The sequence below is a fragment of the Rheinheimera maricola genome (assembly GCF_016918075.2).
GTDB classification, from domain to species: Bacteria; Pseudomonadota; Gammaproteobacteria; order Enterobacterales; family Alteromonadaceae; genus Alishewanella; species Alishewanella maricola_A.
On record NZ_JAERPS020000002.1, the window covers coordinates 99,558 to 121,660 of the forward strand.

Genomic DNA, 22,103 nt, shown 5'->3' on the forward strand with positions numbered 1-22,103 from the left:
CAATTAAATGCGACATACTCTTACCCAGTCGCCGGCAACTACTTGTAATGCTTCGGCAACTTTAGCTGGCAGAGTGACCTGATCGTTGAATTCGTCAACTTCAAGTGTTAGCCAGGTGGCTCGAAAATTCATCACTGTAGTATTGCAAATTAAATATGGCAGTCCGCCATTGACGTCACCTACCTGAACCTGTAAGCGCCGGCTGTTGCGTACAGACCGAATATGCTCAACTCTGGCTTCAACGGTAGGGCCTGCATCGAAAATATCGACATAGCCACGGTTAGAAAACCCCTCTGATTGCAATAATGCCAGCGCAGGTTTAGTTTTCTCATGTACCTTGCCAATAACAACCTGAGCCTGTTTACTCAGCAGACTAACGTAAATTGGATATTTTGGCATCAGCTCAGCAATAAACACTTTTTGGCCAATACCGGTGAGGTAATCTGCGGTTGGAAAGTCCAGTGAAAAAAAGTGCTCTTGTAACCACTGCCAAAACGGTGAGCTGCCATCTTGATTTGAGACACCACGCATCTCGGCGATGACCCTTTCTGCGAAACGTTGCGGGAATTCAGCCATAAATAAAAATCGCATCTTTGATAGCAGGCGACCATTATTTTTTTCACGGCGGCTTTCGCGCAAAAACAAGGTGCACAATTCGCTGACACCGGTATAGTCATTGCAAAGCGTTAGTATATCGACTGTTTTATACACCCCGAGCGAACGCGAGCTATGCACCACTTTACCGAGGTGGTAGTGATAAAACGCATCATCTAAGCCCACGGCGGCTTCAAGTGCACTGGTGCCGCAAACCTCGCCGGTTTCGGTATCCTCCAGCACAAATAAATAACCTTCATCACCAGGCGACGTCACTACTTTACTAAAGGACTGCTCTGAACGACTGATCTTGCGCATCAACAATTCATCATTGACGGGCAATGAGGTAAAGCCATGTCCGGATTCCACTGCAATATCGTATAAGGCAGGGTAATCATCCGCACGGATTGGGCGAATCACCATCATCGTCGCTTACTCCACTTTTGCTTTATAGTTTTCCAGGGCCTTAGCGGCCCCTTTGCTTCATGTTTGCAGTCTTATTGCTGCTTAAATGTGTTTCTAAACGCTGGTAACCTGCTGTACGGCTTGTTCGAACCGCTGCATGCCCACCATAATATCTTCTGATTTTATAACCAACGAGGGTGCAAAACGTATTACGTCCGGACCGGCAACCAGCGCCATCACCCCGTGCTCTGCCGCAGCCAGAAAAAAGTCGCGCGAACGGCCTTTGTATTTTTCGTTAAGCACGGCACCTAACAACATACCTTTGCCTCTAACTTCACTAAATACCTGATATTTTTCATTAATTGCGGCTAACTGCTGACGAAACAGTTGCTCATTACTTAGCACCTGAGCCAATACTTCAGGTTGATCTATGGTATCCAAAACCGCTTGCGCTACGGCACAGGCTAACGGATTACCGCCATAAGTACTGCCATGAGTGCCCACCTTTAAATGGCTGGCAATCTCGTTGGTTGTCAACATGGCGCCTATAGGAAAGCCGCCCCCCAGAGACTTAGCCGTAGTAAGTATATCCGGCGTCACACCGTAGTTCATGTAGGCGTACAATTTACCGGTGCGGCCAACGCCAGTTTGTACTTCATCCATCACCAGCAGAGCGTTATGCTGATTACACAGCTCACGTACACCTTGAAGAAACTCTGGTGTAGCCGGAATAATTCCGCCCTCACCCTGAATAGGCTCGAGCACTACTGCACAGGTATTCTCCGATATAAGAGCTTTGACACTGTCCAAATTATTAAATTCAGCGTGCAGTACGGCGCCCGGTTTTGGTCCAAAACCATCTGAGTAAGCCGCCTGACCACCCACAGTTACCGTGAAGAAGGTGCGACCATGAAAGCTTTTTCCAAAAGAGATAATGTGATCTTTGTGTGCGCCAAACTTATCCAGCGCCCAGCGGCGTGCCAGCTTAAATGCAGCTTCATTAGCTTCAGCACCCGAATTAGCGAAATAGACTTTATCAGCAAAGGTGCTATCAACCAGCTTTTTTGCCAACCGTAATGCAGGCTCATTTGTCATTACATTGCTCAAATGCCATAACTTTTCGGCCTGTTGCTTAACCGCTGCCACTAAGGCAGGGTGGCAATGCCCCAGGCTACTAACAGCAATACCACCAGCAAAGTCAATATATTCGCGTCCTTGTTGGTCCCACACACGTGACCCTTCACCCTTAACCGGAATAATATTGGCAGGCGCATAATTAGGTACCATCACATCATCAAACAAGGCACGATTCACTTGCATTTGGCCAGTCATATTAGCTTCCTCTTATTGTTAGGGTTCAGATTGCCACGTTGTACAGTTAAAATGTCAGCTGCTTGCTGCGTAGCTTTACTGCATTATTGCAGATTTAAACCACCTTGTCTCGCGTGCAAATCTGGCTAAAAGCCAGAAAAAACAAGGGCTGCAGATAGATTTGCATATGATGTGAATAAGTAAGCAACACCATTTTGACCACATACTGCATCAATAATTTGCTGCCAGGCACCAGCTTAGGGGAAAGCCTGTGATATGGATTGATCAACAGGCACAAAGACAATACTGCATGTTTATGGCAGGATTTTTTTTTACAGCTCGACCCCAAGACGCTTTAGATTGGTCTGTAACAAGGTATCAATACTGTCTTTATTGAGTTGAACCTGCTGAAACCAACTTTCCGATTCTGTCGCGGATATCACATGATGCTGGTGCAACATTTGCCACTGAACGAAAGTTTGCGCCTGCAGTACTATTCTTGTTAAAGGGCTACAACCGCTGAAACCCGCCCCTTCAGCCAGTTGATCTAGTGTCTGGCATAGTGGCAGTGTTCTAAGCTGCCAACGCGACGTAATATCTGCGCTAAGTACAGCAGCAAACTCAGTAAGACTCTCACACAAGAAGCTGGCATCAGGTTCTAATGCGTCGAGAGTATCAGTTAACTGCGTATCACGATTCTCCCTCGCTTGCAGCAACTGCTCTTGGCGCACTTGCTGATAAGTACGCAGATAATTGCGAACGACCACCGCATGGCCCAAGGTATGGAACAAACCTACACAAAATGCATTATATGGCAGCTCTGCGCTGTTTTCTGCCAATTTATGTGCAGCTATAGCTACCGCAAGGCTGTATTCCCACAATTTGGATTTCAGGCCGGTAAAAGGCTCCGTCGAATGCGGTATCATTCTGCGCATTGTGTAAACCGGAATAATGAGTTGTAAGCTTTCAACACCAAGAAAGCGTATCGCTGTTTTAATATCTTTAACCATAGCCCCAGACTTGGTACGATTTCGATATTGTGGCTGATTTACCAAGCGCAGCAGCTCTTCATTTAACCATGCAACATTAGCCACCATCGGGTCTAGTTTATTCACAGTTACCACTTTTTCACCCAACACATCCAAAATAGGAAAAAAATCAGCACCTGCATCAAACAACGACGCTATAACGTGGTCAATATTGTGTAATTTACGTAATAAATCGTCAGCCACTTCGTCATGCAAATGCGCTTGAGCAAACTCAGTAAATTGTGCCTTTGCCTGAGCCCCAGCCTCTCTGGACTGTCGAGCCTTCGCATCAATGGCTAATAAACTGCTAGTTGACTCCGGTTGGCCGGCGCGAATTTTGTAACCAAGACGCTTGTGGTCAGGATCTACCCCGACAAGTTGATCAAAAAAGCGCTGTGTCAGCGTATCTGCATGTGACACTCAATACTCCAAGAAGTTAAGTTACTATTATTTATCAACACCGCTGCTGACAAAACTACTTTTCTGAAGCCGATACTGCTACCAGCAACACATTGTAGTCAAGCAGGTAACTTGACTGTTATTGCCCACCAACAGCGCGAAGTTGCAGAAAGTTTGCCAGTAATTGCCTGCCATATTGGCTAAGAATCGCCTCAGGATGAAACTGCACGCCATGTAAGCCAAGCGCTATGTGCATTAGCCCCATCACTTCATCTGGCTGCTTGTCATTGTCAACTGTCCAAGCTGTTTCTTGTAATTCATTACTGAGCGTTGCGCGTTCAACCACCAAAGAGTGATAGCGCGTAACATCAAGCGGGCTCGACAGCCCGGCAAATACTGATTTGTCAGCATGGTGTACTAGCGAATTCTTACCGTGCATTACTTGCCCCGCCCGCACCACTTTGGCGCCAAATACCTGTGCAATGGCCTGATGCCCCAAGCACACGCCAAGAATAGGCAGCTTCCCGGCGAAATGCTCTATCGCCTTTAGCGATATACCAGCGTCATACGGCGAACCGGGCCCAGGTGATATCACCAAATAGTCCGGTGCCAATGCACTAATTTGGACCAGGTTGATATCATCATTACGCCGCACCATGACCTGTTGACCTAATGCAGCGAAATACTGCATTAGGTTGTAGGTAAAAGAATCGTAATTGTCGATCAGCAATAACATATTTGCCAAGGTGCCGCCTACGGCAGCACAAATCCTACAGCGTCATTCACTTTGGCCAGCGTTGCTGCCGCACGTTGGCGGGCTTTCTGCGCGCCTTCCCGCATAACGCTTTGCAGGCTAGGTAAATCTGCGCGCAATTCGCTAAAGGTTCTCTGCACAGGTTCAAGCAGGGCAATCACTGCGTCAGCAACATCACCTTTTAAGTGACCATACATTTTGCCTTCATATTCGGCTTCCAGCGCAGCAATAGGCTTACCCGTTACGCCACTTAGGATGCTTAGTAGGTTGGCGACGCCGGGTTTATTCTCAAGATCAAAGTGCACCCTTGGCGGGTCCTCTGAATCGGTCATCGCCTTTTTAAATTTTTTGCTGATCATTTTCGGATCTTCCAGCAACCCGACAAAGTTCCACGGGTTTTCATCGGACTTAGACATTTTTTTTGTTGGGTCTTGCAGGCTCATCACCCGCGCTGCTACCGTCGGAATAAATGGCTCAGGCACGACAAATGTGTCGCCATGTGTAGCATTAAAGCGCGTGGCAACATCCCTGGCTAGCTCCAAATGTTGCTTTTGATCATGACCTACCGGTATTTGATTCGCTTGGTACAATAAGATATCTGCCGCCATTAATACTGGATAAGTAAATAAACCGGCATTGACATTGTTGTTATGGCGCTCTGATTTATCTTTAAACTGCGTCATGCGGCTTAATTCACCAAACTGGGTGTAGCAATTAAGCACCCACGCCAGTTGGCTATGCTCCGGCACATGTGATTGCATAAACACTGCTGAGCGTTTTGGATCAATGCCACAGGCCAAATACAAAGCCAAACTGTCCAGTGATGCACTGCGCAAGGCTGCAGGTTCTTGCCGTACCGTAATAGCATGTAAGTCAACGATACAATATAAGCAGTCATAATCATCCTGCATGTTATCCCACTGCCGCAGAGCGCCCAGATAATTACCAATAGTAAGTTGTCCGGATGGCTGTGCACCGCTTAGCACAATAGGCTTATTGCTCATAGTTGTATCCACTTAAATACGTAATAATAACGATATGCCGCTACACAACGGCTTGAGGTGCAGCATTATAACCAAACCAGTGTATAGCAACAGTAAAAAACCTATCAGCGTTTTACTTTTGCTAGATTTTGCCGCATTTGTTGAATAACCTGTGCGTAGTCTGGCGCGTTAAAAATGGCAGAGCCGGCCACAAACATATCCGCACCCGCAGATGCAATCTCAGTGATATTCTCAGCATTGACACCACCGTCTATTTCTAACCGAATTGGCAAGCCGCTTTGCTCGATAATACGCCGGGCCTCTGCCAGTTTATTTAACGTAGCCGGAATAAACTTCTGCCCGCCAAAACCAGGATTTACAGACATCAGTAAAACTACATCAACCTTATCAAGCACGTAGTCTAAAATGCTAAGAGGAGTAGCTGGATTAAAAACCAAGCCAGCCTGACAACCATGGCTTTTAATCAATTGCAAACTACGATCAACATGGCGGGATGCTTCTGGATGAAAAGTAATAATACTGGCTCCGGCGTCGGCGAACTGCGGTACCAAACTGTCGACCGGCTCAACCATCAGATGTACGTCTATCGGTGCAGTAATACCGTAGCTTCGCAAGGCTTTGCACACCATAGGCCCCATGGTCAGGTTGGGAACATAATGATTATCCATTACATCAAAATGCACAACGTCAGCGCCGGCATGCAGTACAGATGTAACGTCTTCACCTAACCGAGCAAAATCGGCGGATAAAATTGATGGTGCTATAAGGTAAGGTTGCATCCTCTAGTTCCCACTCGGAAATTAAAGCTGCAACTTTACTGAGTTTAACAAGAAAATGCATCCTTTGACTTAATCGACAGCGCACAAAAACAAGGCACCAACGCACCAATAAGAGCCATGTCAGATATTTTGCAACAAGGTTTTTTTCATAAGTTCATGATAGTTAACAAATAACTTAAATGGCATATATCTTGGAACCTTATGGCTAGGGAACAAACATAAGGGCACATAGCATGAAAACAGCAACAAAAATGAAAACACTGGCATCCAGTTTAGTTGTACTAGGCCTGACAACTGCGAGCATTCAAAGCCAAGCGGTAGAATTAAGCGGTGATGTTACTTTTGCTTCAGATTATGCTTTTCGCGGTATCTCACAAACTGAAGAAGCTCCAGCATTACAAGGCGGACTGTCGCTATCCGATGAGTCTGGCTTCTATGTTTCAGTTTGGGGCTCAAACGTCGACTTTTTAGCTGAAGGCACTTTAGAACTTGATGTGATGCTGGGCTGGAGCGGCGACCTTAGCGATGACTGGTCAACAGACGTCGGCATTATGCGCTATGGCTATCCAAATGCAGCAATTGATGGGTCTAATTTTTGGGAAATATACGGTTCTTTGTCATACAAAGACCTCACTTTCGGCCTGGCTTACAGTGATGATTACTATGCCAATGCAGGTAATTATATCTATCTGTACGCCAACTACAGTTATGCTATTGCAGAAAACATCACGCTGGATTTGCATGTCGGTCAGAATGAGTATGATGACAGCAGTGCCAGCTACCTGGATTGGAGTGTCGGCGTCAGTACGGAAATAATGGGAGCAGGGCTAAGCCTGGCCTATGTTGATACCGATATTGATGGGTTATATCTTGCTGACAGCAGAGTAATTTTTTCGATTTCGAAGAGTTTCTAACTATTGCCAGATCCTGCCAACAGCTTGCTGTTGACAGGATCACTCGTGTGTCTGTTTCAGACTGTATTGATGAATAAATAATCAGCTTGTTTCAAAACAGCAGATGTTTTACTATATACCATCTTTACTGGAGCAAATGGATTTAACATGAAATTTACCACTGCGTTAAAAGTGGCTGCGATTTCAGCGGGCATTTTCGCCGGCTCCTTGTATGTCATCCCTGCAGGATCTATTTCCTCTTCGCTATGTCAAACAGACACAAAACTAACAGCTGAGCAGTGTCTCGAAGCTGAGCAGCAAAACTGGTTTAAGTGGTTTAAAGGCAAAAGTCGCTCTACTCAATTTCATTTTGTTGACTTGCTTGAGCTACTAAGCCGACTTTCGCCTACGAAGTAATGATATTGGCAACTAAACCTAAGTTAATCCAGGTAATAAAAGCAGTACTTGGTGCTATGGTAGGCGTGCAATCAGAACGGCAGCGTCAGCAAGATTTCCAAGCGAGTAGTCCACTGCCTTATATTATAGTTGGCGTAGTTGCTACCCTGCTTTTTGTGGTAACACTGATACTGGTTGTGAACTGGGTGCTTGCATAGGCTCAAATACAGCGAACAATTCTGCGACTTTGCCTCTGGTAGCACCTTTTTGACTTATGGAGCGGTTGACCTGCAAACTATACAGTGTTGCTAGTTGATAAATTTTTCTGGTCCAGGTGGTATCGTGATTACTAATCACCACAGTTGCACCTCGCTGTTGTGCTTGCTCTGCAAGATTGGCCAATTGCGCCTGATCATCCAAATCAAAGCCCTGCTGTGCGTAACTGGTAAAACTGGCCGTTTTACTCAAAGGGACATAAGGCGGATCGCAGTAAATTACTGAGCCTGCAGCAGCTTTCTGCATCAGATGCTGATATCCAGTGCAGCTGAATTCTGCTCTTTGCGCCTTTTCTGCAAAAAAATACAGTTCAGCTTGCGGAAAATAAGGCTTCTTATAACTGCCAAACGGCACATTGAATTTGCCTGATAGATTATAGCGACAAAGACCGTTGTATCCGTGCCGGTTAAGATACAAAAAAAGCAAAGCCCGCTCATAAGCGTCTGTACTTTGATTGAATTGCTGCCTTAACGCGATATAAGCCTCACGTTGGTTAGTAGAGGCAACAAACAATGACTTTGCATCATCAACAAAGCGCTGAGAGTTTTTTTTAACCAATTTATACAAATTGATAAGATCTGCGTTAATGTCATTTAAATGGTATGAAGGGTAATCAGTGTTGAGAAAGACCGAGCCTGCGCCAACAAAAGGCTCAATTAATAGCCCGCTGTCGGGCAGATGACGCTGTATTGAATCGACCAAATGGTATTTGCCACCGGCCCACTTCAAAAATGCTCTGCTTTTAAGCCTACCTTCTGACATCAACAATTATTCCAAACTGCTTTGCTGGCTGAGGGTTTTCGCACCAATTTCAGCCTGTACAGATTGCATACGTTTGACAAAAGGGCCAGTTTTTCTAAGCGCTTCGGGTAATTCAGCAAGCTTCTGCTTTGCTTCACTACTGTTGTTAAACGGTGCCAGCAAAAGCACCAGCTGTGTTTTGCCCTGCCAGTTGCGCTGGTATACTAAAGGTAATACCTCAGCATAAGCCTCTCTAAAGCGCTGCAGTGCAGCCTCATTTGACAATACGGCCAACTGCAATGCATTTTGTTGTTTGTCTATCAGCAGTAACTTTGCTTCATCATACTGATAAGTTGTATTACTAGTTGGCTGCTTTAAAGCATCGTAGGTGGAAATGTCAGATATGACGTCACTTTGGATTAGATCAGATGAAGTTGATTGCGCTTTACTACCAGTTTCAATACCGCCAGTATCAACTTTATCTGTGCCTAACGCCGTCGGCTCAGTGCTGCTATCGCTCGTTCTTATGGTGGCTTGGTCTTCTGAATTATTGTTGTCAGCAGCAATATTCGCTGCACCATCATCACTGCTGGAATTGACAGAATCTAACACCACGTTATCGTTGTGAGGCGCTAATACGACAGTAGCATCCAATGCAGCATCCAATGCAGCATCCAGATTAGCATTTATAACCTTAGGTTCGGTTGATCCTTCAACAGCTTCTGGCTGCAGTATCACGGTACGCTCTGGCCAAAAAACATAGCTTATAGTCAACAGGCTGAAAATTGCTAATGCAATGGACACCACTCTTAATGAAATGGTCTCAGCTATACGTTTAGTCGGCAACACTCTCTGCTCGGCATTGTCCGTCTGCGGTTGCAACAACCGATGTAAATTTCCATTTGCAACAGCTAGTCGTTTGGTTACTTCAAGTGGATTCAACTTTTGTCCAGCCAGCAAATATTCTGCATCCGCACTACCCGGTACTCCAAGCAGTAAAGTTAAACCATCCCGTTGCATTGACGAGGTACTAAAATTAAACACCAGACAAGGCAGCGACCTGATGTATTTGCTTAACACAGCAGGTTCACTTATCGCTTGATCAAGTATAACAAGTAGAGGCTTAGTTTGTTCTTGCTGCTCAATCTGCTGGCGTAAGCTAACATCAGGCTCTATCGGCAGAGAAAACCATTGCTGCATAAGTTGACTTGCAAGCTCCGACATCGCAACTTCATTGCTGACCAACGCTACGTTATATTGCTCAGAAAAAAGCTCAGCCAATGTTAACGCCAGCGTCGATTTACCACTTCCATCTGCCCCAATAGCTTCAACATAGCTTACTTCATTGAATGCTAGTTGGAAGAGTAACCGCTCAACCCATTCGCGCTGAGACGGCAGTAAATGCTTGAAATCTTTAAGCCTTGCCTGAAGCTCAGTGATGTCCATTGGCAAAAACCTGTAAAAGTTCAGCTTCTGTTACGTCGTCAACAACCGCTGTGGCACAAAATGCTGTTGGCAAGACAAAACGCATACGGCCGTTCTGTACTTTTTTGTCCGTTTTCATAAAGGGCATAAAATGCTCAATATACATGCCTTGCGGCGCCTTTACCGGCAAGCCAAAAGCCAATAACAAAGCTTCGATACGACACATATCATGGTCACTCAATGCAGCGCGGTGTTTAGCAACTTTAGCTGCCATCATCATGCCTGCAGCAACCGCCTCGCCATGAAGCCATTCGCCATATCCAAGATATGCTTCTATCGCATGACCAAAAGTATGGCCTAAATTAAGCAGTGCTCGCTCTCCTTGCTCAGTTTCATCACGGGCGACAATATCAGCTTTCATTTGACAACAATAAGCCACCATTTTTGCCAGTGTCTCGCTATCCTGTTGTAAAATTAGGTGCTGCTTTTGTTCTAACCACTGGAAAAAATTAGCATCAGCAATCAACGCATACTTAATCACCTCTGCCATTCCGGCGGCAAATTCACGTTGTGGTAAAGTCGATAAAACGGATGTATTGATAAGCACTTGCAATGGCTGCTTAAAAGCACCAATCATGTTTTTACCCAGAGGATGATTTACCGCTGTTTTTCCACCAACAGAAGAGTCAACTTGGGCTAGCAACGTCGTAGGGATTTGTAAGAATTGAACCCCCCGTTGATAGCAAGCTGCAACAAAGCCGGTCAAATCACCGATTACGCCCCCACCCAATGCGACTAATAATACGTCGCGCGATATACCGCGTTGCAGCAAGAAACTCATAACCTGCTCAAACGACGTAAGTGTCTTGTAACACTCGCCATCAGGCAATAAAAAACTTAACGGTTTAACATTTGAGAATAAGGCTTGTACAGCAGGCAGATAAAGCTCTGCAACGGTCGGATTGGATATAATCACGACCTGTTTAAAACTACCGAGTTGCGGATCTAATGCTTGGAACTGAGCAGAAATATCTATGGTGTAGCTGCGTTCGCCAAGTTGGACTTCAACTCTCTGCATCAGCAGCCCCCTGTATTATATTGTCTAGAAACCCAATTGATCGATTATCTGACTTGCTACAGCGCGCGCGCTTTGTTCATCAGTACGTACAGTAAAATCTGCGATTTCAGCATAAAGAGGGTTACGCTCTTCTGCTAAGCGCTCTAACACTTCTTTTGGTGCCTCTTCAGTCTGCAAAAGAGGACGGCGCTTGTCTCGTTGAGTGCGCGCTACCTGCTTTTCAATAGGGGTTTCAAGGTATACCACAATGCCTCTGGCGGATAATCGGTTGCGGGTCTCTTTGCTAAGTACCGAACCGCCTCCGGTTGCTAGCACAATGCCTTGTAACTCTGTCAAATCCTGAATGACATTTTCTTCACGTACGCGAAAGCCTTCTTCGCCTTCTAAATCGAAAACCCAAGCGATATCAGCACCAGTGCGGCGCTCAATTTCCTGGTCCGAATCATAAAACTCAAGATGAAGCATGTCTGCTAAGTGACGTCCAATTGTGCTTTTACCTGCACCCATTGGACCAACAAGGAAGATATTACGTTTTTCTGCCATAGGTAATATTACTAATCAGCTAACTCAGTGAAAAGTTGAATTCAAGGACCAAAAGGCTCCCACGAAAATTTGAAGCGCTGAATTATGTCAGGAATAGCCTTTTGTTGGCAAGCTAATTCTCAACAGACCAAGGTTGCAGCATACAATAATACTGCAACCCTGGAATTCTTAACTTAAAGGCCTTCGGTAATAATTTTCGGTGTAACGAAAATTAACAGCTCATTCTTCTCATTGACTTCGCGAGTGGAACGGAACAGAGCACCAACGTAAGGTATATCACCAAACAGCGGTACTTTATTCACTGTTGAAAGGATCTGCTGTTGATAAATACCACCCAGAACTATGGTTTCTCCGTTATCAACTAAAACTTGTGTCTGTATTTGTTGTGTGTCGATTGCCGTCGCTGGGCCAGTAGGTGTCTGAACCGTTTCACCACGGGTATTTTGTGTAATCACCAGATCCAGAATTATTTTATTATCCGGCGTGATTTGCGGCGTCACAGTCAGGCTTAATACTGCTTTTTTGAATTCAACAGTTGTCGCACCACTAGACGCAGCCTGAACATAGGGTATTTCTACACCTTGTTCGATACGAGCTTCTTTCTGGTTCGCCGTGGTGATACGCGGGCTGGCAATAATTTCACCTTTATTTTCCTGCTCCAGAGCGGACAATTCTAAATCTAGTAAAGTACCATCGGCCAATCGCGCGATATGAAATGCTATGCTCCCAGCCGGGTTACTTGCTGGCAAGTTGACATTCCAGCGATCATCTAACGAAGGAATGCTACCATTTGCTATAGTATTAGCGCCGCCAGAGGAACCAGAAGTGCCTTGATTTGAACTACTGCTACTTTGCTGGTCACTAAAGCCCCAGCGAATGCCAAGCTCATCAGTGACGCTGTCACGCACTGTAACCATGCGAGATTCAATCAACACCTGCCTAACAGGAATATCAAGACGCTCAATTAACTTGCGTACACTCTCAATATTTACCGCAGTGTCTTTGATTAGAATAGTATTGGTACGTTCATCTACGTTAACTGAACCGCGTGACGATAGTAGAGTCGCGTCTTTATTTGATAACAACGAAGCAATGTCAGCCGCTTTAGCATAATTAATCGCCAGGAAATCTGAGTACAGTGGCTCTAAATCAGCGACTGTTTGCTTTGCCTCTAGCTCACGGGCTTCACGCGCAGCTAGCTCATCGGTTGGCGCAACCATCAAAATGTTGCCTTCCATACGTTTATCAAGGCCTTTCACCCGCAGCACAATGTCAAGCGCCTGGTCCCACGGAGTACCATCAAGACGCAATGTAATATTACCGGTAACAGAATCACTGGTAACTAAATTAAAGCCGTTATAGTCCGCAATGATCTGCAAAACCGTTCTGACTGAAATATCTTGGAAATTCAAAGATATAGCGCGTCCCTTATATTCTTTGCCACCACCTAATATGCTGCGGTTAGACGTATCTCGCTCTACATTCAACGTAAAAATATTGTCTATCTGCTGGTATGTAAAAGTGAACTCTGCAGTTGTATCAATTACCAACCGCGTCGATGAGCCCTCTTTAAACGTTTCGATACCTTTTACGATCGTGCCAAAATCCACTACATCCAGCTGATACAGCAACTCTTCCAGAATATCCGTATTGTGAAATTCAACCTCTAATTTTCCCAAACGCTCAGCGACATCAACAGCAGCAGTATTCTCACGCAAAAACACTAACACCCGCCCTTCACCTTTGTCACCGCGTCTAAAATCTAAAGCATTCACGCGGTTAATATAGGTAGGAGTAACGTCAGCGGCTGAACCAACAGCATCAGCGGTAGGATTGTCAGAAATGTGAATATAAAACACATTGCCACGAACCCGGGTACGGTAGATTTTTAGGTAATCTAAATAGATAACCGTCCTAAAACCCTCACCGACAAACTCAGATGTAACTCGCTTAACGCCAGCTTTGTCAATCAACACCTCATCTAACTTTTCTTCGTAATCTGAGTTATCAAAAAACAGCTCAATGCGTGCTGGCTCATTGAACACCTGGATGCTCGGGTCAGCGTACAACTCCTCATCAAAGATGAATTCAATTTCTGTCTCACCAGTAAGCAGTGGATTGTACCGCACATCATATAGTAACGGCACGGCAGCAGCCGGAAGTGACAGGAGAATTAAGGCTGCAAAGCTGAAAGCTGTGCGCTGGAGTCTGCCAGACATTATTTTGATTATTTTATCCATGATTTACTCGCATACCTATCAATTACTAGCTACTGATGACGCGTCAGTCATCTGTAACATGGTTGTCCGTTCTTTCCAGCAACCTGCGCCGTCGGGAATGAGTTCAAGCAACTCTATATGAGTTGGTTCTACATTTATCACCCTACCGTGAAATAACCCTGCATGATTATTCAAGGTTACCCTATGCAAGGTTTGGTCTGAAGCTTCAATCAGCGCCCATATATTTCCTGTATCGCCCAAAGTACCACGCATCTTTAGGTTATCCAGCGCATATTTCTCTAATGGCTCCTTTCTGCGCCTCGGATCAGGATGCAAACAATCCTGTACTTGTAAAAATTTATCTTGTAGTGCCTCGGGAGTTGGCGCAGAAAAAGGACTGCGGACGTCCTGCGAACGGTAAGGTACATGGACAAACTCTTTAACTTCCGGTAAAGGTTCAACCCTCGCTTTAGTAGTAGCTTTGACATCTGCAATATGTTGCTGCACGCCACTTAAATCGTCGAAACATCCGCAAAGCATTAGAGTTAAAGCTAAAGCAGTAAGAGGCCTAATCATTGCTGAACCTCCTTATACCGATACGTTTTTGCCACAACATTAAAACGTAAGCGATCATTTCCTTCCGCCGCAATAGCAAAATCATGCAAACTTACTATTCGTGGCAACTTTGCCACTTCACTAACAAAATTGCCAAATTGGTGGTAATCCCCAACTACTTCTATCTTGATAGGTAACTCAGTATAGAATTCTTTTTCTATTTCTGGTTCCCAATTGATGCGGATAAACGTCAAACCGCTAGTAGTACCAACATAGGTTATATCATCCAACAAACCCGGTGTTTCGTGAGTTGTAGGTAATTGCTTTAATAAAAATGAGAACGTTTGTTCCATTTCAAGCATTTGCTGTTTATATAAATCCAAATTAACGGCAGAAGCATATTTAGTCCGATATACCTGACGCAGCTCTATTTCCTTGTTCTGCGCAACAGCTAGTTCGTCAATTTTACTATCTACTAATAAAAAATAAGTAAGCGCTGACACCATAATGGCTAATATAGCTGCAAATATGAGTTTGACCACCAAAGGCCAAGAGCCCATGTTTTCAAAATCTAAATCGTTAATATCGATTTCTGACAAATTCAGGTTTAGACTCATTTGGCACCTCCTTTAGCGGCAGGAGCAACAGGGGCTTCGCCCTGTACAGCCTCAAAACCTTCAACTTTCAGGTGCATTTTAAAATTACTTAACAGGCTGGCACTGTCTTTACCCGCTTCAATAAATTCGAGCAGAGGACTGGCAAGTAGCTCAGAGTCATCAGCCTCCCTAAGTAAATTAGATAAGCGATTATTCGACTCGCTTCTACCCACTAGTAACAATGACGTCCCTTTCTTTTCTAGCTGTGTAAGATACACACCAGCAGGAACAGCTTGCGCAATTTCATCCATTATCTGTGTGCCAAGATTACGGCTGCCTTGTAACTGCTCGATCAGCGACATGCGTTGCTGCAAACTTTTCTTAGTGTCATTCAGCATACTAATTTCTTTTATTCGCTGATCTAATACCTTGATTTCATTCGCCAAGTAGTTATTACGCTGCATCTGGCCATCAATTCTGGCACTGTAAATCATATTGACTACAAAAATTAATAGAAAACTGAACATTGCCGTTGCAGTTAGTACGGTGAGATATTGCTTTTGCCGCTCTTTACGCGCTGCATCGCGCCACGGCAATAGGTTTATATATGCCATGACGAGAAACTCCTTAAGGCCAAACCGCTAGCAACCATTAATTGCGACGAATGGCGATTCAACTGATCACGGTCAACTGACGTCGCTACTTCCATCGATTTGAAAGGATTAGCGACCACGGTATGTATACCTAACTCGTCAATTAATAATCTATCAATACCTTCAATTAGCGCAGTGCCACCAGAAATGACCAGATAATCTACTGCATCTTTACCACTGCTGGTGAGGTACATCTGAATACCGCGCCTCACCTGTTGCAACAACATGGTTTGAAACGGTGCTAACACTTCGAACGTATAATTAGGGGGTAAATCACCTGACACTTTGGCAAGCTCAGCTTCTTCGTAACTCTTATTGTAGTATGACAGGATACTACGAGTGTATTGATCTCCGCCAAACACCTGATCTCGGGTATAAAGAGTCTTACCGTTCTCAATAATGCTCAACAATGTCATAGTTGCACCGATGTCTACCATCGCCACGACTTTACTGCTCGCATCATCTGGTAACTGCTTAAGACAAAGCTCAGCAGCACGACTCAAAGCATAGCTTTCAATGTCAATAACTTTAGCAGCGAAGCCACCATCATCAAGTGCAGCAACCCGGGCTTCTATACTTTCCGTTCTTGCTGCGCTTAATAGGACATTGACTTTCGAAGGATCAGATTCATTTACATCAAGCTTTTCAAAATCCAAACTGACTTCGTTGAGCGGATATGGAATTAGTGTGTCTGCCTCGACCTCGATCTGACTTTCCAGTTCAGCATCAGTTAAGGAGACATCCATAAAGATGACCTTACTAATAACTGTTGACCCTGAAACGGCAGAGGCAGCAAATTTCACAGACCTTGGGATCTTTTTACGGATTTTACTGAGCACGTTACCAACGGCCTCTATATCCTGGATCTCGCGATCTGACATGGCGCCTTTTGCCATTGGTTCTATGGCGACGGCTTCTACTTTATACACGCCATTATGCTGACTAAGCAGCACCGCTTTAACGGAGTGGGCACCGACATCGATACCGACCATCATGGGTGTTTGTTTACTGAACAGGCGATTTATCATAGCTTCCTGCGGCCAACTTATAGTTATGATTATAATTGTCTCATTGATAGCTTAGTCGCTAATTTTTGGCAAGAAAAAGCGTTTAAACTAAAGCTAATAAATATATACTAGCAGCGTTGTAAAGGAATTGGGAGTAAAAATTGGGGTTATTCAGTGTCTTGGGTTAAAAAACTTTTAATTCTTAGTCTGGTGTCGATCGTTTCGGGCTTGATTGTGATCGCAGCGATCTATTTTTACCTGAAAGATGAGCTGCCTGACGTAACTACTTTACAAGACGTTAGGCTACAAACACCGATGCAGGTGTTTACTGCTAACGGCGAGCTCATTTCCCAATTCGGTGAAAAACGCCGTATTCCACTTAAACTCGACGAAATGCCGCCTTTGTTAGTCGCAGCATTCTTGGCGGTGGAAGATACCAGATTTTATGAACATCCTGGTATAGACATTATTGGCATTTTCCGTGCTGCCACCGTAGTGGCTTCGTCAGGCGACTTTAGTCAGGGCGCAAGCACAATAACGCAACAGTTAGCCCGCAACTTTTTTCTTAGTCGTGAGAAGAAAGTGATACGAAAGATCAAAGAAATCTTTTTAGCCATTCATATCGAACAGTTACTCAGCAAAGATCAGATCCTAGAGCTCTATCTGAATAAAATTGAATTAGGCCAGCGTTCTTTCGGGGTTGGCGCTGCAGCTCAGGTTTACTTTGGTAAAACAGTACATGAATTAACTATCGATGAAATAGCAATTATTGCCGGATTACCAAAAGCACCATCGGCTTTAAACCCAGTGCGTTCAGCAACCAGAGCAAGGGCAAGGCGTAATGTTGTACTAGGCCGAATGTTAGAAACTGGCGTCATCGACAAGGCTACTTACGCCCAAGCCATCGCAGCGCCTGTTACCAGCCGTTTACACGGCGCTCAGATTACTGCATCGGCGCCTTATGTAGCGGAAATGGTGCGCCAAGAAATGGTTGCCCGTTTTGGTGAGGAAAGTGCTTATTCTGCCGGTTTACGCGTTTTTACGACCATAAATAGCACTCAGCAGGCGGAAGCAAAAAATGCACTACAGCAAAACTTATACGATTATGACGAACGTCACGGCTATCGGGGTCCAGTTGCAGAGCTTTGGCAGTCAGTACTAGTTGAAAACGATTCTGCTGAACCACAATTTGAACAGCAAAAAATGCTGGATAAACAACAAATTCTGTCTTATTTGGATCAACAAAGTAGCATTGAAGAACTAGTACCAGCTGTAGTCACTAGAGTTGATAGTCAGAACGCCACAGCCATCATTGCAGGCGGTCAGGAAGTACTCATTAACTGGGATGGCCTTAAATGGGCGCGCAGCTTTATAACAGATGAGCGTCAGGCTATAGCGCCTAAAACAGCTTTTGCCATAGTAAAACCTGGACAGCATGTTTTACTCAGACAACACCAGCAACAATGGCGCCTAAGCCAGGTTCCCTCTGCTAGTAGCGCCATTGTTGCTATCGATCCGCATAACGGTGCTATCCGCTCGCTGGTAGGCGGTTATAGTTTTAGCCAGAGCCAGTTCAATCGGGTTACTCAAGCTAAACGTCAAGTGGGCTCAAATATTAAGCCGTTCATTTATTCCGCCGCTTTAGAACACGGCCATACATTGGCAACCATAATGAACGATGCTCCCATTCACCAATGGGATAACAATGCTGGTATTGCATGGCGCCCGAAAAACTCGCCTGCAGTTTATGATGGTCCTATCCGGGTCCGCGAGGCGCTGGCGAAATCAAAGAACGTAGTGTCGGTCAGGTTGTTACGTGCCGTTGGTATCGACAATATGATTGCACATCTGCAACGTTTTGGATTCACCGCCAGTGATCTACCCCGCAATGAAACCTTGTCGCTGGGATCCGCTTCTTTAACACCGTTAGAATTAGTAACAGGTTATGCCGTATTTGCCAATGGCGGCTATTTAGTGCAACCCTACGTAATCGATAAAATTGTCGCTGAAGATGGTGAATTGCTTTTTCAACATACACCGCTTTTAGCAGCGTGTGGCAACTGTGACCAGCGCAGTAATGACGAGATGATACCTGACACCACCGAGCTCGATACAGAGCAACAGTTAGACCAATTACTTAATAACACTAGCATCGACCATGCTTCAGCAACGAGCGAATTGGCAGACTTAGGTATACCGTCAAATTATGCTGAGCAGGTTATTTCAGAGCAAAACAGCTTCTTAATCACTGATGCATTGAAAAGCAGTGTCTGGGGTGGCGGTAGCTGGGAACATGGCACCGGCTGGAATGGCACAGCGTGGCGTTTACAGAGCTTAAAGCGTCGAGACATTTCGGCAAAGACCGGCACCACCAACGATTCCAAAGACACCTGGTTTTCCGGCTTCACTCCCGATTTAGCTGTTACAGTATGGGTTGGCTTTGACGATGCAAACCGCAGCCTCGGCCGGGCATTGTGGCACGCGAATATGGGCCAACAACAAAGTGCCGGCACTGAGTCAGGTGCCAGAACAGCGTTGCCAGCCTGGCAAGCATACATGCGCAAAGCTCTTGCGTTGTATCCAGAGCAAGCTAAAAGCACGCCTACAGGCTTATCCTCTGTGCGTATAGACGTACAATCTGGCTTGTTAAGTCGACGTACTGATCACAGCAGTATCTTTGAGTACTTTAAACAGGGTACCGAGCCCACGCAGTATGTTACTAATAGTATTCAACAAATAAGTTTTGATGACATTCAAAACAAAAAAGCAGACGAAACGCAGACGGATGAAGTAGAACTGTTCTAAAAAAGCCCGCAATGTTCTGCGGGCTATTTTGTATTACGTTGTGCTGCTACGCCTGCTCAAACCACTGTTTAGCACCCGTTAATGCTGCCAGCACTTGTTGTGGTGCAGTGCCACCAAGCGCGGCGCGCTTTTGCAAACCGGCTTCAAGTTGCAATGCCGGATACACATCCTCGCCAATCAGCTTACTAAACTGCGTAAGCTCTGCCAGTGGCAAGGCTTCCAGCGCCAGTTGTTGCTTCGCTGCATGCACCACCAGCTCACCTACGACCTCATGGGCATCACGAAACGGCATGCCTTTACTGACCAGGTAATCCGCCAAATCGGTAGCATTGCTGTAACCGAGTTCAGCCGCCAGACGACACTGCGCTTCATTAACGCTTAAATGCGGCAATACCGTTGCCAGCACCAACAAAGACTGCTGCCAGGTAGCCATCAGATCAAAAAAGCCCTGCTTGTCTTCCTGCATATCTTTGTTGTAAGCCAGCGGCAAGCCTTTGAGTACGTGTAAAATAGCGACCAAATGCCCCACCACGCGGCCGGCTTTACCGCGCAACAACTCGAACACATCAGGGTTTTTCTTTTGCGGCATTAACGATGAGCCGGAGCTTATTGCATCGCCCAGTTTAAAAAAGCCGGCTTCACCGGAGCAAAAGAAAATGACATCTTCAGATAAGCGCGATAAGTGCGTCATACAGATACTGGCCGCAGCAGATAACTCTACTACGTAGTCACGGTCTGACACCGCATCCAGGCTATTCAGCGCTGCGCTGGCAAACCCCAACCGCTGTGCCAGTTGCTCACGGTCAACCGCCACTCCGGTGCCAGCTAAAGCGCCACAACCGAGCGGACAGACATCTAAGCGCGCTAAAGCATCATCTAAACGGCTAACGTCACGTTTAAACATCTCAACATAAGCCAGCGCCCAATGCGCCACTAATACCGGCTGTGCCCGCTGCAAATGGGTAAAACCCGGCATTACCGCGGTTCCGGCGCGCTCAGCAAAGGTTAACAAAGCGGCAATGGCACCCAGTAACGACTGACGCACATGTTGTGCATTCAATTTGCTCCATAAGCGTAAATCGGTCGCGACTAAATCATTACGGCTACGGCCGGTGTGCAGTTTTTTCGCTACCGCACCCAATTTGGCCGTTAACTGCGCTTCTACCCAACTGTGAATATCTTCCTCGCTGGTTTGCAGTGGCAGCTTTGCATCCGCCTCTATCGCCACGGCTAAATCGGCTAAACCGGCATCGAGCTGCGCCGCTTCATCGCTGCTGATAATACCGGCCTGCGCCAACTGCTGCGCCCAGGCACGCGAGGCCTGAATGTCCTGTTGTGCCAGCAAATAATCAAAGCTTAGCGAGTCGTTAAACTCGCGAAACTCAGCAAGGGTTGCTTCCTGAAAACGTCCGCCCCACATTGCCATAATAATTAACCCTTTTGTTGCTGATGCAGCGCGCGAATACGACTCGCCAGACTATACAAACGGATAAAGCCGGCAGCATCTTTCTGGTTGTACACTTCATCGCCCTCAAAAGTAGCAAAAGCTTCTGAGTACAGCGAGTTAGGTGAACGACGCTTGGCCACGGTAACATTACCCTTGTACAGCTTAATTACCACATCACCGGTTAATTGCTCAGCCAGCGCGGTAGCCGCCGCCAACAGTGCATCTTTTAACGGCGTGAACCAGCGGCCGTCGTACACCAGTTGGGCAAACTCCTGGCCGACTTCTTCGCGGTATTTCAGTGAGGCGCGGTCATACACCAGCGCTTCCAGGCCTTTTAACGCGGCCATTAAGATAGTACCGCCTGGCGTTTCATAGCAGCCGCGCGATTTCATACCCACCAGCCGGTTCTCGACAATATCAATGCGGCCAACGCCATGCTCAGAGCCAATTTCGTTTAACAGTTCAATAGCCGCTATCGGCGCCACAGCGTGGCCGTTAATTTTGCTCAGCTCGCCTTTATCAAAGCTCAGCTCAACATAGGCAGCATGATCAGGCGCCTGCTCCGGTGATTTGGTCCACATCCATACTTGCTCTGACGGTTCACACCAGGGGTTTTCTAACTCGCCGCCTTCGTGCGAGATATGCCACAGGTTAGCATCGCGGCTGTAAATTTTGGTGGCCGATGCCGTAGTAGGCACCTTTTTCTCGGCCAGGTAATCCAGCAGCGACTGGCGTGAATTAAACTGCCACTCGCGCCAGGGGGCAATAATGGTTAACTGCGGCGCCAGCGCCGCAAAGGCGCCTTCAAAACGTACCTGATCATTACCTTTACCGGTACAACCGTGACACAAGGCATCGGCACCCAGCTCCAGCGCTAATTTAACCTGAGCGCGGGCAATTACCGGCCGCGCCATAGAGGTACCCAATAAATACTGGCCTTCATACACGGCGCCGGTTTTCAGCGTCGGGTAAATCACTTCTTTGACTAACTCTTCGCGCAAATCGACGATATAGCAACTACTGGCACCGGAGTTAATGGCTTTTTGCTCGACACCGGCCAACTCCTCGTCGCCCTGGCCAACGTTAGCAACAAAGGCGATAACTTCGCAGTTATAGTTATCTTTTAACCACGGCACTATCGCCGAAGTGTCCAGACCGCCGGAATAGGCTAAAACGACTTTTTTGATACTCATAG

At 46.0% G+C, this 22,103-nt stretch carries 21 protein-coding genes; 4 read left to right on the plus strand and 17 right to left on the minus strand.

The window, feature by feature from the left end:
- Positions 1 to 3: 3 nt before the first annotated feature.
- From astA to rpe, 6 genes are all read right to left on the minus strand, one after another.
- The gene (gene astA, locus I4W93_RS06155) at positions 4 to 1,020 is read right to left on the minus strand and encodes an arginine N-succinyltransferase (protein WP_205309362.1); all 1,017 of its coding nucleotides are present in this window, start codon (positions 1,018 to 1,020) and stop codon (positions 4 to 6) included.
- 93 nt (positions 1,021 to 1,113) lie between these two features.
- Positions 1,114 to 2,331 carry an aspartate aminotransferase family protein gene (locus tag I4W93_RS06160; RefSeq protein WP_205309363.1) on the minus strand — a complete coding sequence of 406 codons (1,218 nt, stop codon included), beginning with the start codon at positions 2,329 to 2,331 and terminating at the stop codon, positions 1,114 to 1,116.
- Between the two features lie 311 nt (positions 2,332 to 2,642).
- Positions 2,643 to 3,758: an HDOD domain-containing protein gene (locus tag I4W93_RS06165; RefSeq protein WP_205309364.1), complete on the minus strand. Its 1,116-nt coding sequence runs from the start codon at positions 3,756 to 3,758 to the stop codon at positions 2,643 to 2,645.
- Between the two features lie 118 nt (positions 3,759 to 3,876).
- Positions 3,877 to 4,473 carry an anthranilate synthase component II gene (locus I4W93_RS06170; protein ID WP_205309838.1) on the minus strand — a complete coding sequence of 199 codons (597 nt, stop codon included), beginning with the start codon at positions 4,471 to 4,473 and terminating at the stop codon, positions 3,877 to 3,879.
- A 17-nt stretch (positions 4,474 to 4,490) separates the two neighbouring features.
- Positions 4,491 to 5,495, minus strand: coding sequence for a tryptophan--tRNA ligase (gene trpS / locus I4W93_RS06175; RefSeq protein ID WP_205309365.1), 1,005 nt, complete (start codon positions 5,493 to 5,495; stop codon positions 4,491 to 4,493).
- Positions 5,496 to 5,599: 104 nt separating this feature from the next.
- The gene (gene rpe / locus I4W93_RS06180; protein ID WP_205309366.1) at positions 5,600 to 6,274 is read right to left on the minus strand and encodes a ribulose-phosphate 3-epimerase; all 675 of its coding nucleotides are present in this window, start codon (positions 6,272 to 6,274) and stop codon (positions 5,600 to 5,602) included.
- Positions 6,275 to 6,507: 233 nt separating this feature from the next.
- Here rpe and I4W93_RS06185 point away from each other — a divergent pair, with 233 nt between their 5' ends.
- The 3 genes from I4W93_RS06185 to I4W93_RS20505 all read left to right on the plus strand — a co-directional run bounded on the left by I4W93_RS06185 (position 6,508) and on the right by I4W93_RS20505 (position 7,781).
- On the plus strand, positions 6,508 to 7,188 hold the full coding sequence (locus tag I4W93_RS06185) for a TorF family putative porin (RefSeq protein WP_205309367.1): 681 nt from the start codon (positions 6,508 to 6,510) through the stop codon (positions 7,186 to 7,188).
- Between the two features lie 147 nt (positions 7,189 to 7,335).
- Positions 7,336 to 7,584 (plus strand): hypothetical protein, encoded by a 249-nt coding sequence (locus tag I4W93_RS06190; RefSeq protein ID WP_205309368.1) that lies wholly within the window; start codon positions 7,336 to 7,338, stop codon positions 7,582 to 7,584.
- 56 nt (positions 7,585 to 7,640) lie between these two features.
- The gene (locus tag I4W93_RS20505) at positions 7,641 to 7,781 is read left to right on the plus strand and encodes a DUF2970 domain-containing protein (RefSeq protein ID WP_368735591.1); all 141 of its coding nucleotides are present in this window, start codon (positions 7,641 to 7,643) and stop codon (positions 7,779 to 7,781) included.
- Here I4W93_RS20505 and I4W93_RS06200 read toward each other — a convergent pair.
- The 9 genes from I4W93_RS06200 to I4W93_RS06240 all read right to left on the minus strand — a co-directional run bounded on the left by I4W93_RS06200 (position 7,726) and on the right by I4W93_RS06240 (position 16,677).
- The gene (locus I4W93_RS06200; RefSeq protein ID WP_245217407.1) at positions 7,726 to 8,568 is read right to left on the minus strand and encodes a Dam family site-specific DNA-(adenine-N6)-methyltransferase; all 843 of its coding nucleotides are present in this window, start codon (positions 8,566 to 8,568) and stop codon (positions 7,726 to 7,728) included. The two genes, I4W93_RS20505 and I4W93_RS06200, sit on opposite strands and share 56 nt — an antisense overlap.
- Before the next feature lie 39 nt (positions 8,569 to 8,607).
- Positions 8,608 to 10,026 carry a hypothetical protein gene (locus I4W93_RS06205; RefSeq protein ID WP_205309371.1) on the minus strand — a complete coding sequence of 473 codons (1,419 nt, stop codon included), beginning with the start codon at positions 10,024 to 10,026 and terminating at the stop codon, positions 8,608 to 8,610.
- Positions 10,013 to 11,083 carry a 3-dehydroquinate synthase gene (gene aroB, locus I4W93_RS06210; protein ID WP_205309372.1) on the minus strand — a complete coding sequence of 357 codons (1,071 nt, stop codon included), beginning with the start codon at positions 11,081 to 11,083 and terminating at the stop codon, positions 10,013 to 10,015. The genes I4W93_RS06205 and aroB overlap by 14 nt, the downstream gene beginning before the upstream one ends.
- 24 nt (positions 11,084 to 11,107) lie before the next feature.
- The gene (aroK, locus tag I4W93_RS06215; protein WP_205309373.1) at positions 11,108 to 11,626 is read right to left on the minus strand and encodes a shikimate kinase AroK; all 519 of its coding nucleotides are present in this window, start codon (positions 11,624 to 11,626) and stop codon (positions 11,108 to 11,110) included.
- Positions 11,627 to 11,799: 173 nt separating this feature from the next.
- Positions 11,800 to 13,866 carry a type IV pilus secretin PilQ gene (locus tag I4W93_RS06220; protein ID WP_205309374.1) on the minus strand — a complete coding sequence of 689 codons (2,067 nt, stop codon included), beginning with the start codon at positions 13,864 to 13,866 and terminating at the stop codon, positions 11,800 to 11,802.
- An 18-nt stretch (positions 13,867 to 13,884) separates the two neighbouring features.
- Positions 13,885 to 14,421: a pilus assembly protein PilP gene (locus tag I4W93_RS06225; RefSeq protein ID WP_205309375.1), complete on the minus strand. Its 537-nt coding sequence runs from the start codon at positions 14,419 to 14,421 to the stop codon at positions 13,885 to 13,887.
- Positions 14,418 to 15,017 carry a type IV pilus inner membrane component PilO gene (locus I4W93_RS06230; RefSeq protein ID WP_205309376.1) on the minus strand — a complete coding sequence of 200 codons (600 nt, stop codon included), beginning with the start codon at positions 15,015 to 15,017 and terminating at the stop codon, positions 14,418 to 14,420. The genes I4W93_RS06225 and I4W93_RS06230 overlap by 4 nt, the downstream gene beginning before the upstream one ends.
- A complete protein-coding gene (locus tag I4W93_RS06235) occupies positions 15,014 to 15,610 on the minus strand; it encodes a PilN domain-containing protein (protein WP_205309377.1) in 597 nt (198 codons plus the stop codon). Before I4W93_RS06235 ends, I4W93_RS06230 begins: the two co-directional genes overlap by 4 nt.
- Complete coding sequence (locus I4W93_RS06240; protein WP_205309378.1) at positions 15,598 to 16,677, minus strand: pilus assembly protein PilM; 1,080 nt, start codon at positions 16,675 to 16,677, stop codon at positions 15,598 to 15,600. Before I4W93_RS06240 ends, I4W93_RS06235 begins: the two co-directional genes overlap by 13 nt.
- A gap of 213 nt (positions 16,678 to 16,890) precedes the next feature.
- On the opposite strand from I4W93_RS06240, the gene I4W93_RS06245 reads away from it, so the two are divergent.
- Positions 16,891 to 19,461: a penicillin-binding protein 1A gene (locus tag I4W93_RS06245; protein WP_224673301.1), complete on the plus strand. Its 2,571-nt coding sequence runs from the start codon at positions 16,891 to 16,893 to the stop codon at positions 19,459 to 19,461.
- A gap of 46 nt (positions 19,462 to 19,507) precedes the next feature.
- Here I4W93_RS06245 and argH read toward each other — a convergent pair whose 3' ends face one another.
- Both argH and I4W93_RS06255 read right to left on the minus strand, forming a co-directional pair.
- Positions 19,508 to 20,887 carry an argininosuccinate lyase gene (gene argH / locus I4W93_RS06250; RefSeq protein ID WP_205309380.1) on the minus strand — a complete coding sequence of 460 codons (1,380 nt, stop codon included), beginning with the start codon at positions 20,885 to 20,887 and terminating at the stop codon, positions 19,508 to 19,510.
- A 5-nt stretch (positions 20,888 to 20,892) separates the two neighbouring features.
- Positions 20,893 to 22,101 carry an argininosuccinate synthase gene (locus I4W93_RS06255; RefSeq protein ID WP_205309381.1) on the minus strand — a complete coding sequence of 403 codons (1,209 nt, stop codon included), beginning with the start codon at positions 22,099 to 22,101 and terminating at the stop codon, positions 20,893 to 20,895.
- Positions 22,102 to 22,103: the final 2 nt, after the last annotated feature.

Excerpts from the sequence above, each read along its gene's own strand:
- astA (WP_205309362.1), bottom strand. The coding sequence starts at position 1,020 with ATGATGGTGATTCGCCCAATCCGTGCGGATGATTACCCTGCCTTATAC.
- I4W93_RS06160 (WP_205309363.1), bottom strand. The coding sequence starts at position 2,331 with ATGACTGGCCAAATGCAAGTGAATCGTGCCTTGTTTGATGATGTGATG.
- I4W93_RS06170 (WP_205309838.1), bottom strand. The coding sequence starts at position 4,473 with ATGTTATTGCTGATCGACAATTACGATTCTTTTACCTACAACCTAATG.
- trpS (WP_205309365.1), bottom strand. The coding sequence starts at position 5,495 with ATGAGCAATAAGCCTATTGTGCTAAGCGGTGCACAGCCATCCGGACAA.
- rpe (WP_205309366.1), bottom strand. The coding sequence starts at position 6,274 with ATGCAACCTTACCTTATAGCACCATCAATTTTATCCGCCGATTTTGCT.
- I4W93_RS06185 (WP_205309367.1), top strand. The coding sequence starts at position 6,508 with ATGAAAACAGCAACAAAAATGAAAACACTGGCATCCAGTTTAGTTGTA.
- I4W93_RS06190 (WP_205309368.1), top strand. The coding sequence starts at position 7,336 with ATGAAATTTACCACTGCGTTAAAAGTGGCTGCGATTTCAGCGGGCATT.
- I4W93_RS20505 (WP_368735591.1), top strand. The coding sequence starts at position 7,641 with ATGGTAGGCGTGCAATCAGAACGGCAGCGTCAGCAAGATTTCCAAGCG.
- I4W93_RS06205 (WP_205309371.1), bottom strand. The coding sequence starts at position 10,026 with ATGGACATCACTGAGCTTCAGGCAAGGCTTAAAGATTTCAAGCATTTA.
- aroB (WP_205309372.1), bottom strand. The coding sequence starts at position 11,083 with ATGCAGAGAGTTGAAGTCCAACTTGGCGAACGCAGCTACACCATAGAT.
- aroK (WP_205309373.1), bottom strand. The coding sequence starts at position 11,626 with ATGGCAGAAAAACGTAATATCTTCCTTGTTGGTCCAATGGGTGCAGGT.
- I4W93_RS06220 (WP_205309374.1), bottom strand. The coding sequence starts at position 13,866 with ATGGATAAAATAATCAAAATAATGTCTGGCAGACTCCAGCGCACAGCT.
- I4W93_RS06225 (WP_205309375.1), bottom strand. The coding sequence starts at position 14,421 with ATGATTAGGCCTCTTACTGCTTTAGCTTTAACTCTAATGCTTTGCGGA.
- I4W93_RS06230 (WP_205309376.1), bottom strand. The coding sequence starts at position 15,017 with ATGAGTCTAAACCTGAATTTGTCAGAAATCGATATTAACGATTTAGAT.
- I4W93_RS06235 (WP_205309377.1), bottom strand. The coding sequence starts at position 15,610 with ATGGCATATATAAACCTATTGCCGTGGCGCGATGCAGCGCGTAAAGAG.
- I4W93_RS06240 (WP_205309378.1), bottom strand. The coding sequence starts at position 16,677 with ATGATAAATCGCCTGTTCAGTAAACAAACACCCATGATGGTCGGTATC.
- argH (WP_205309380.1), bottom strand. The coding sequence starts at position 20,887 with ATGGCAATGTGGGGCGGACGTTTTCAGGAAGCAACCCTTGCTGAGTTT.
- I4W93_RS06255 (WP_205309381.1), bottom strand. The coding sequence starts at position 22,101 with ATGAGTATCAAAAAAGTCGTTTTAGCCTATTCCGGCGGTCTGGACACT.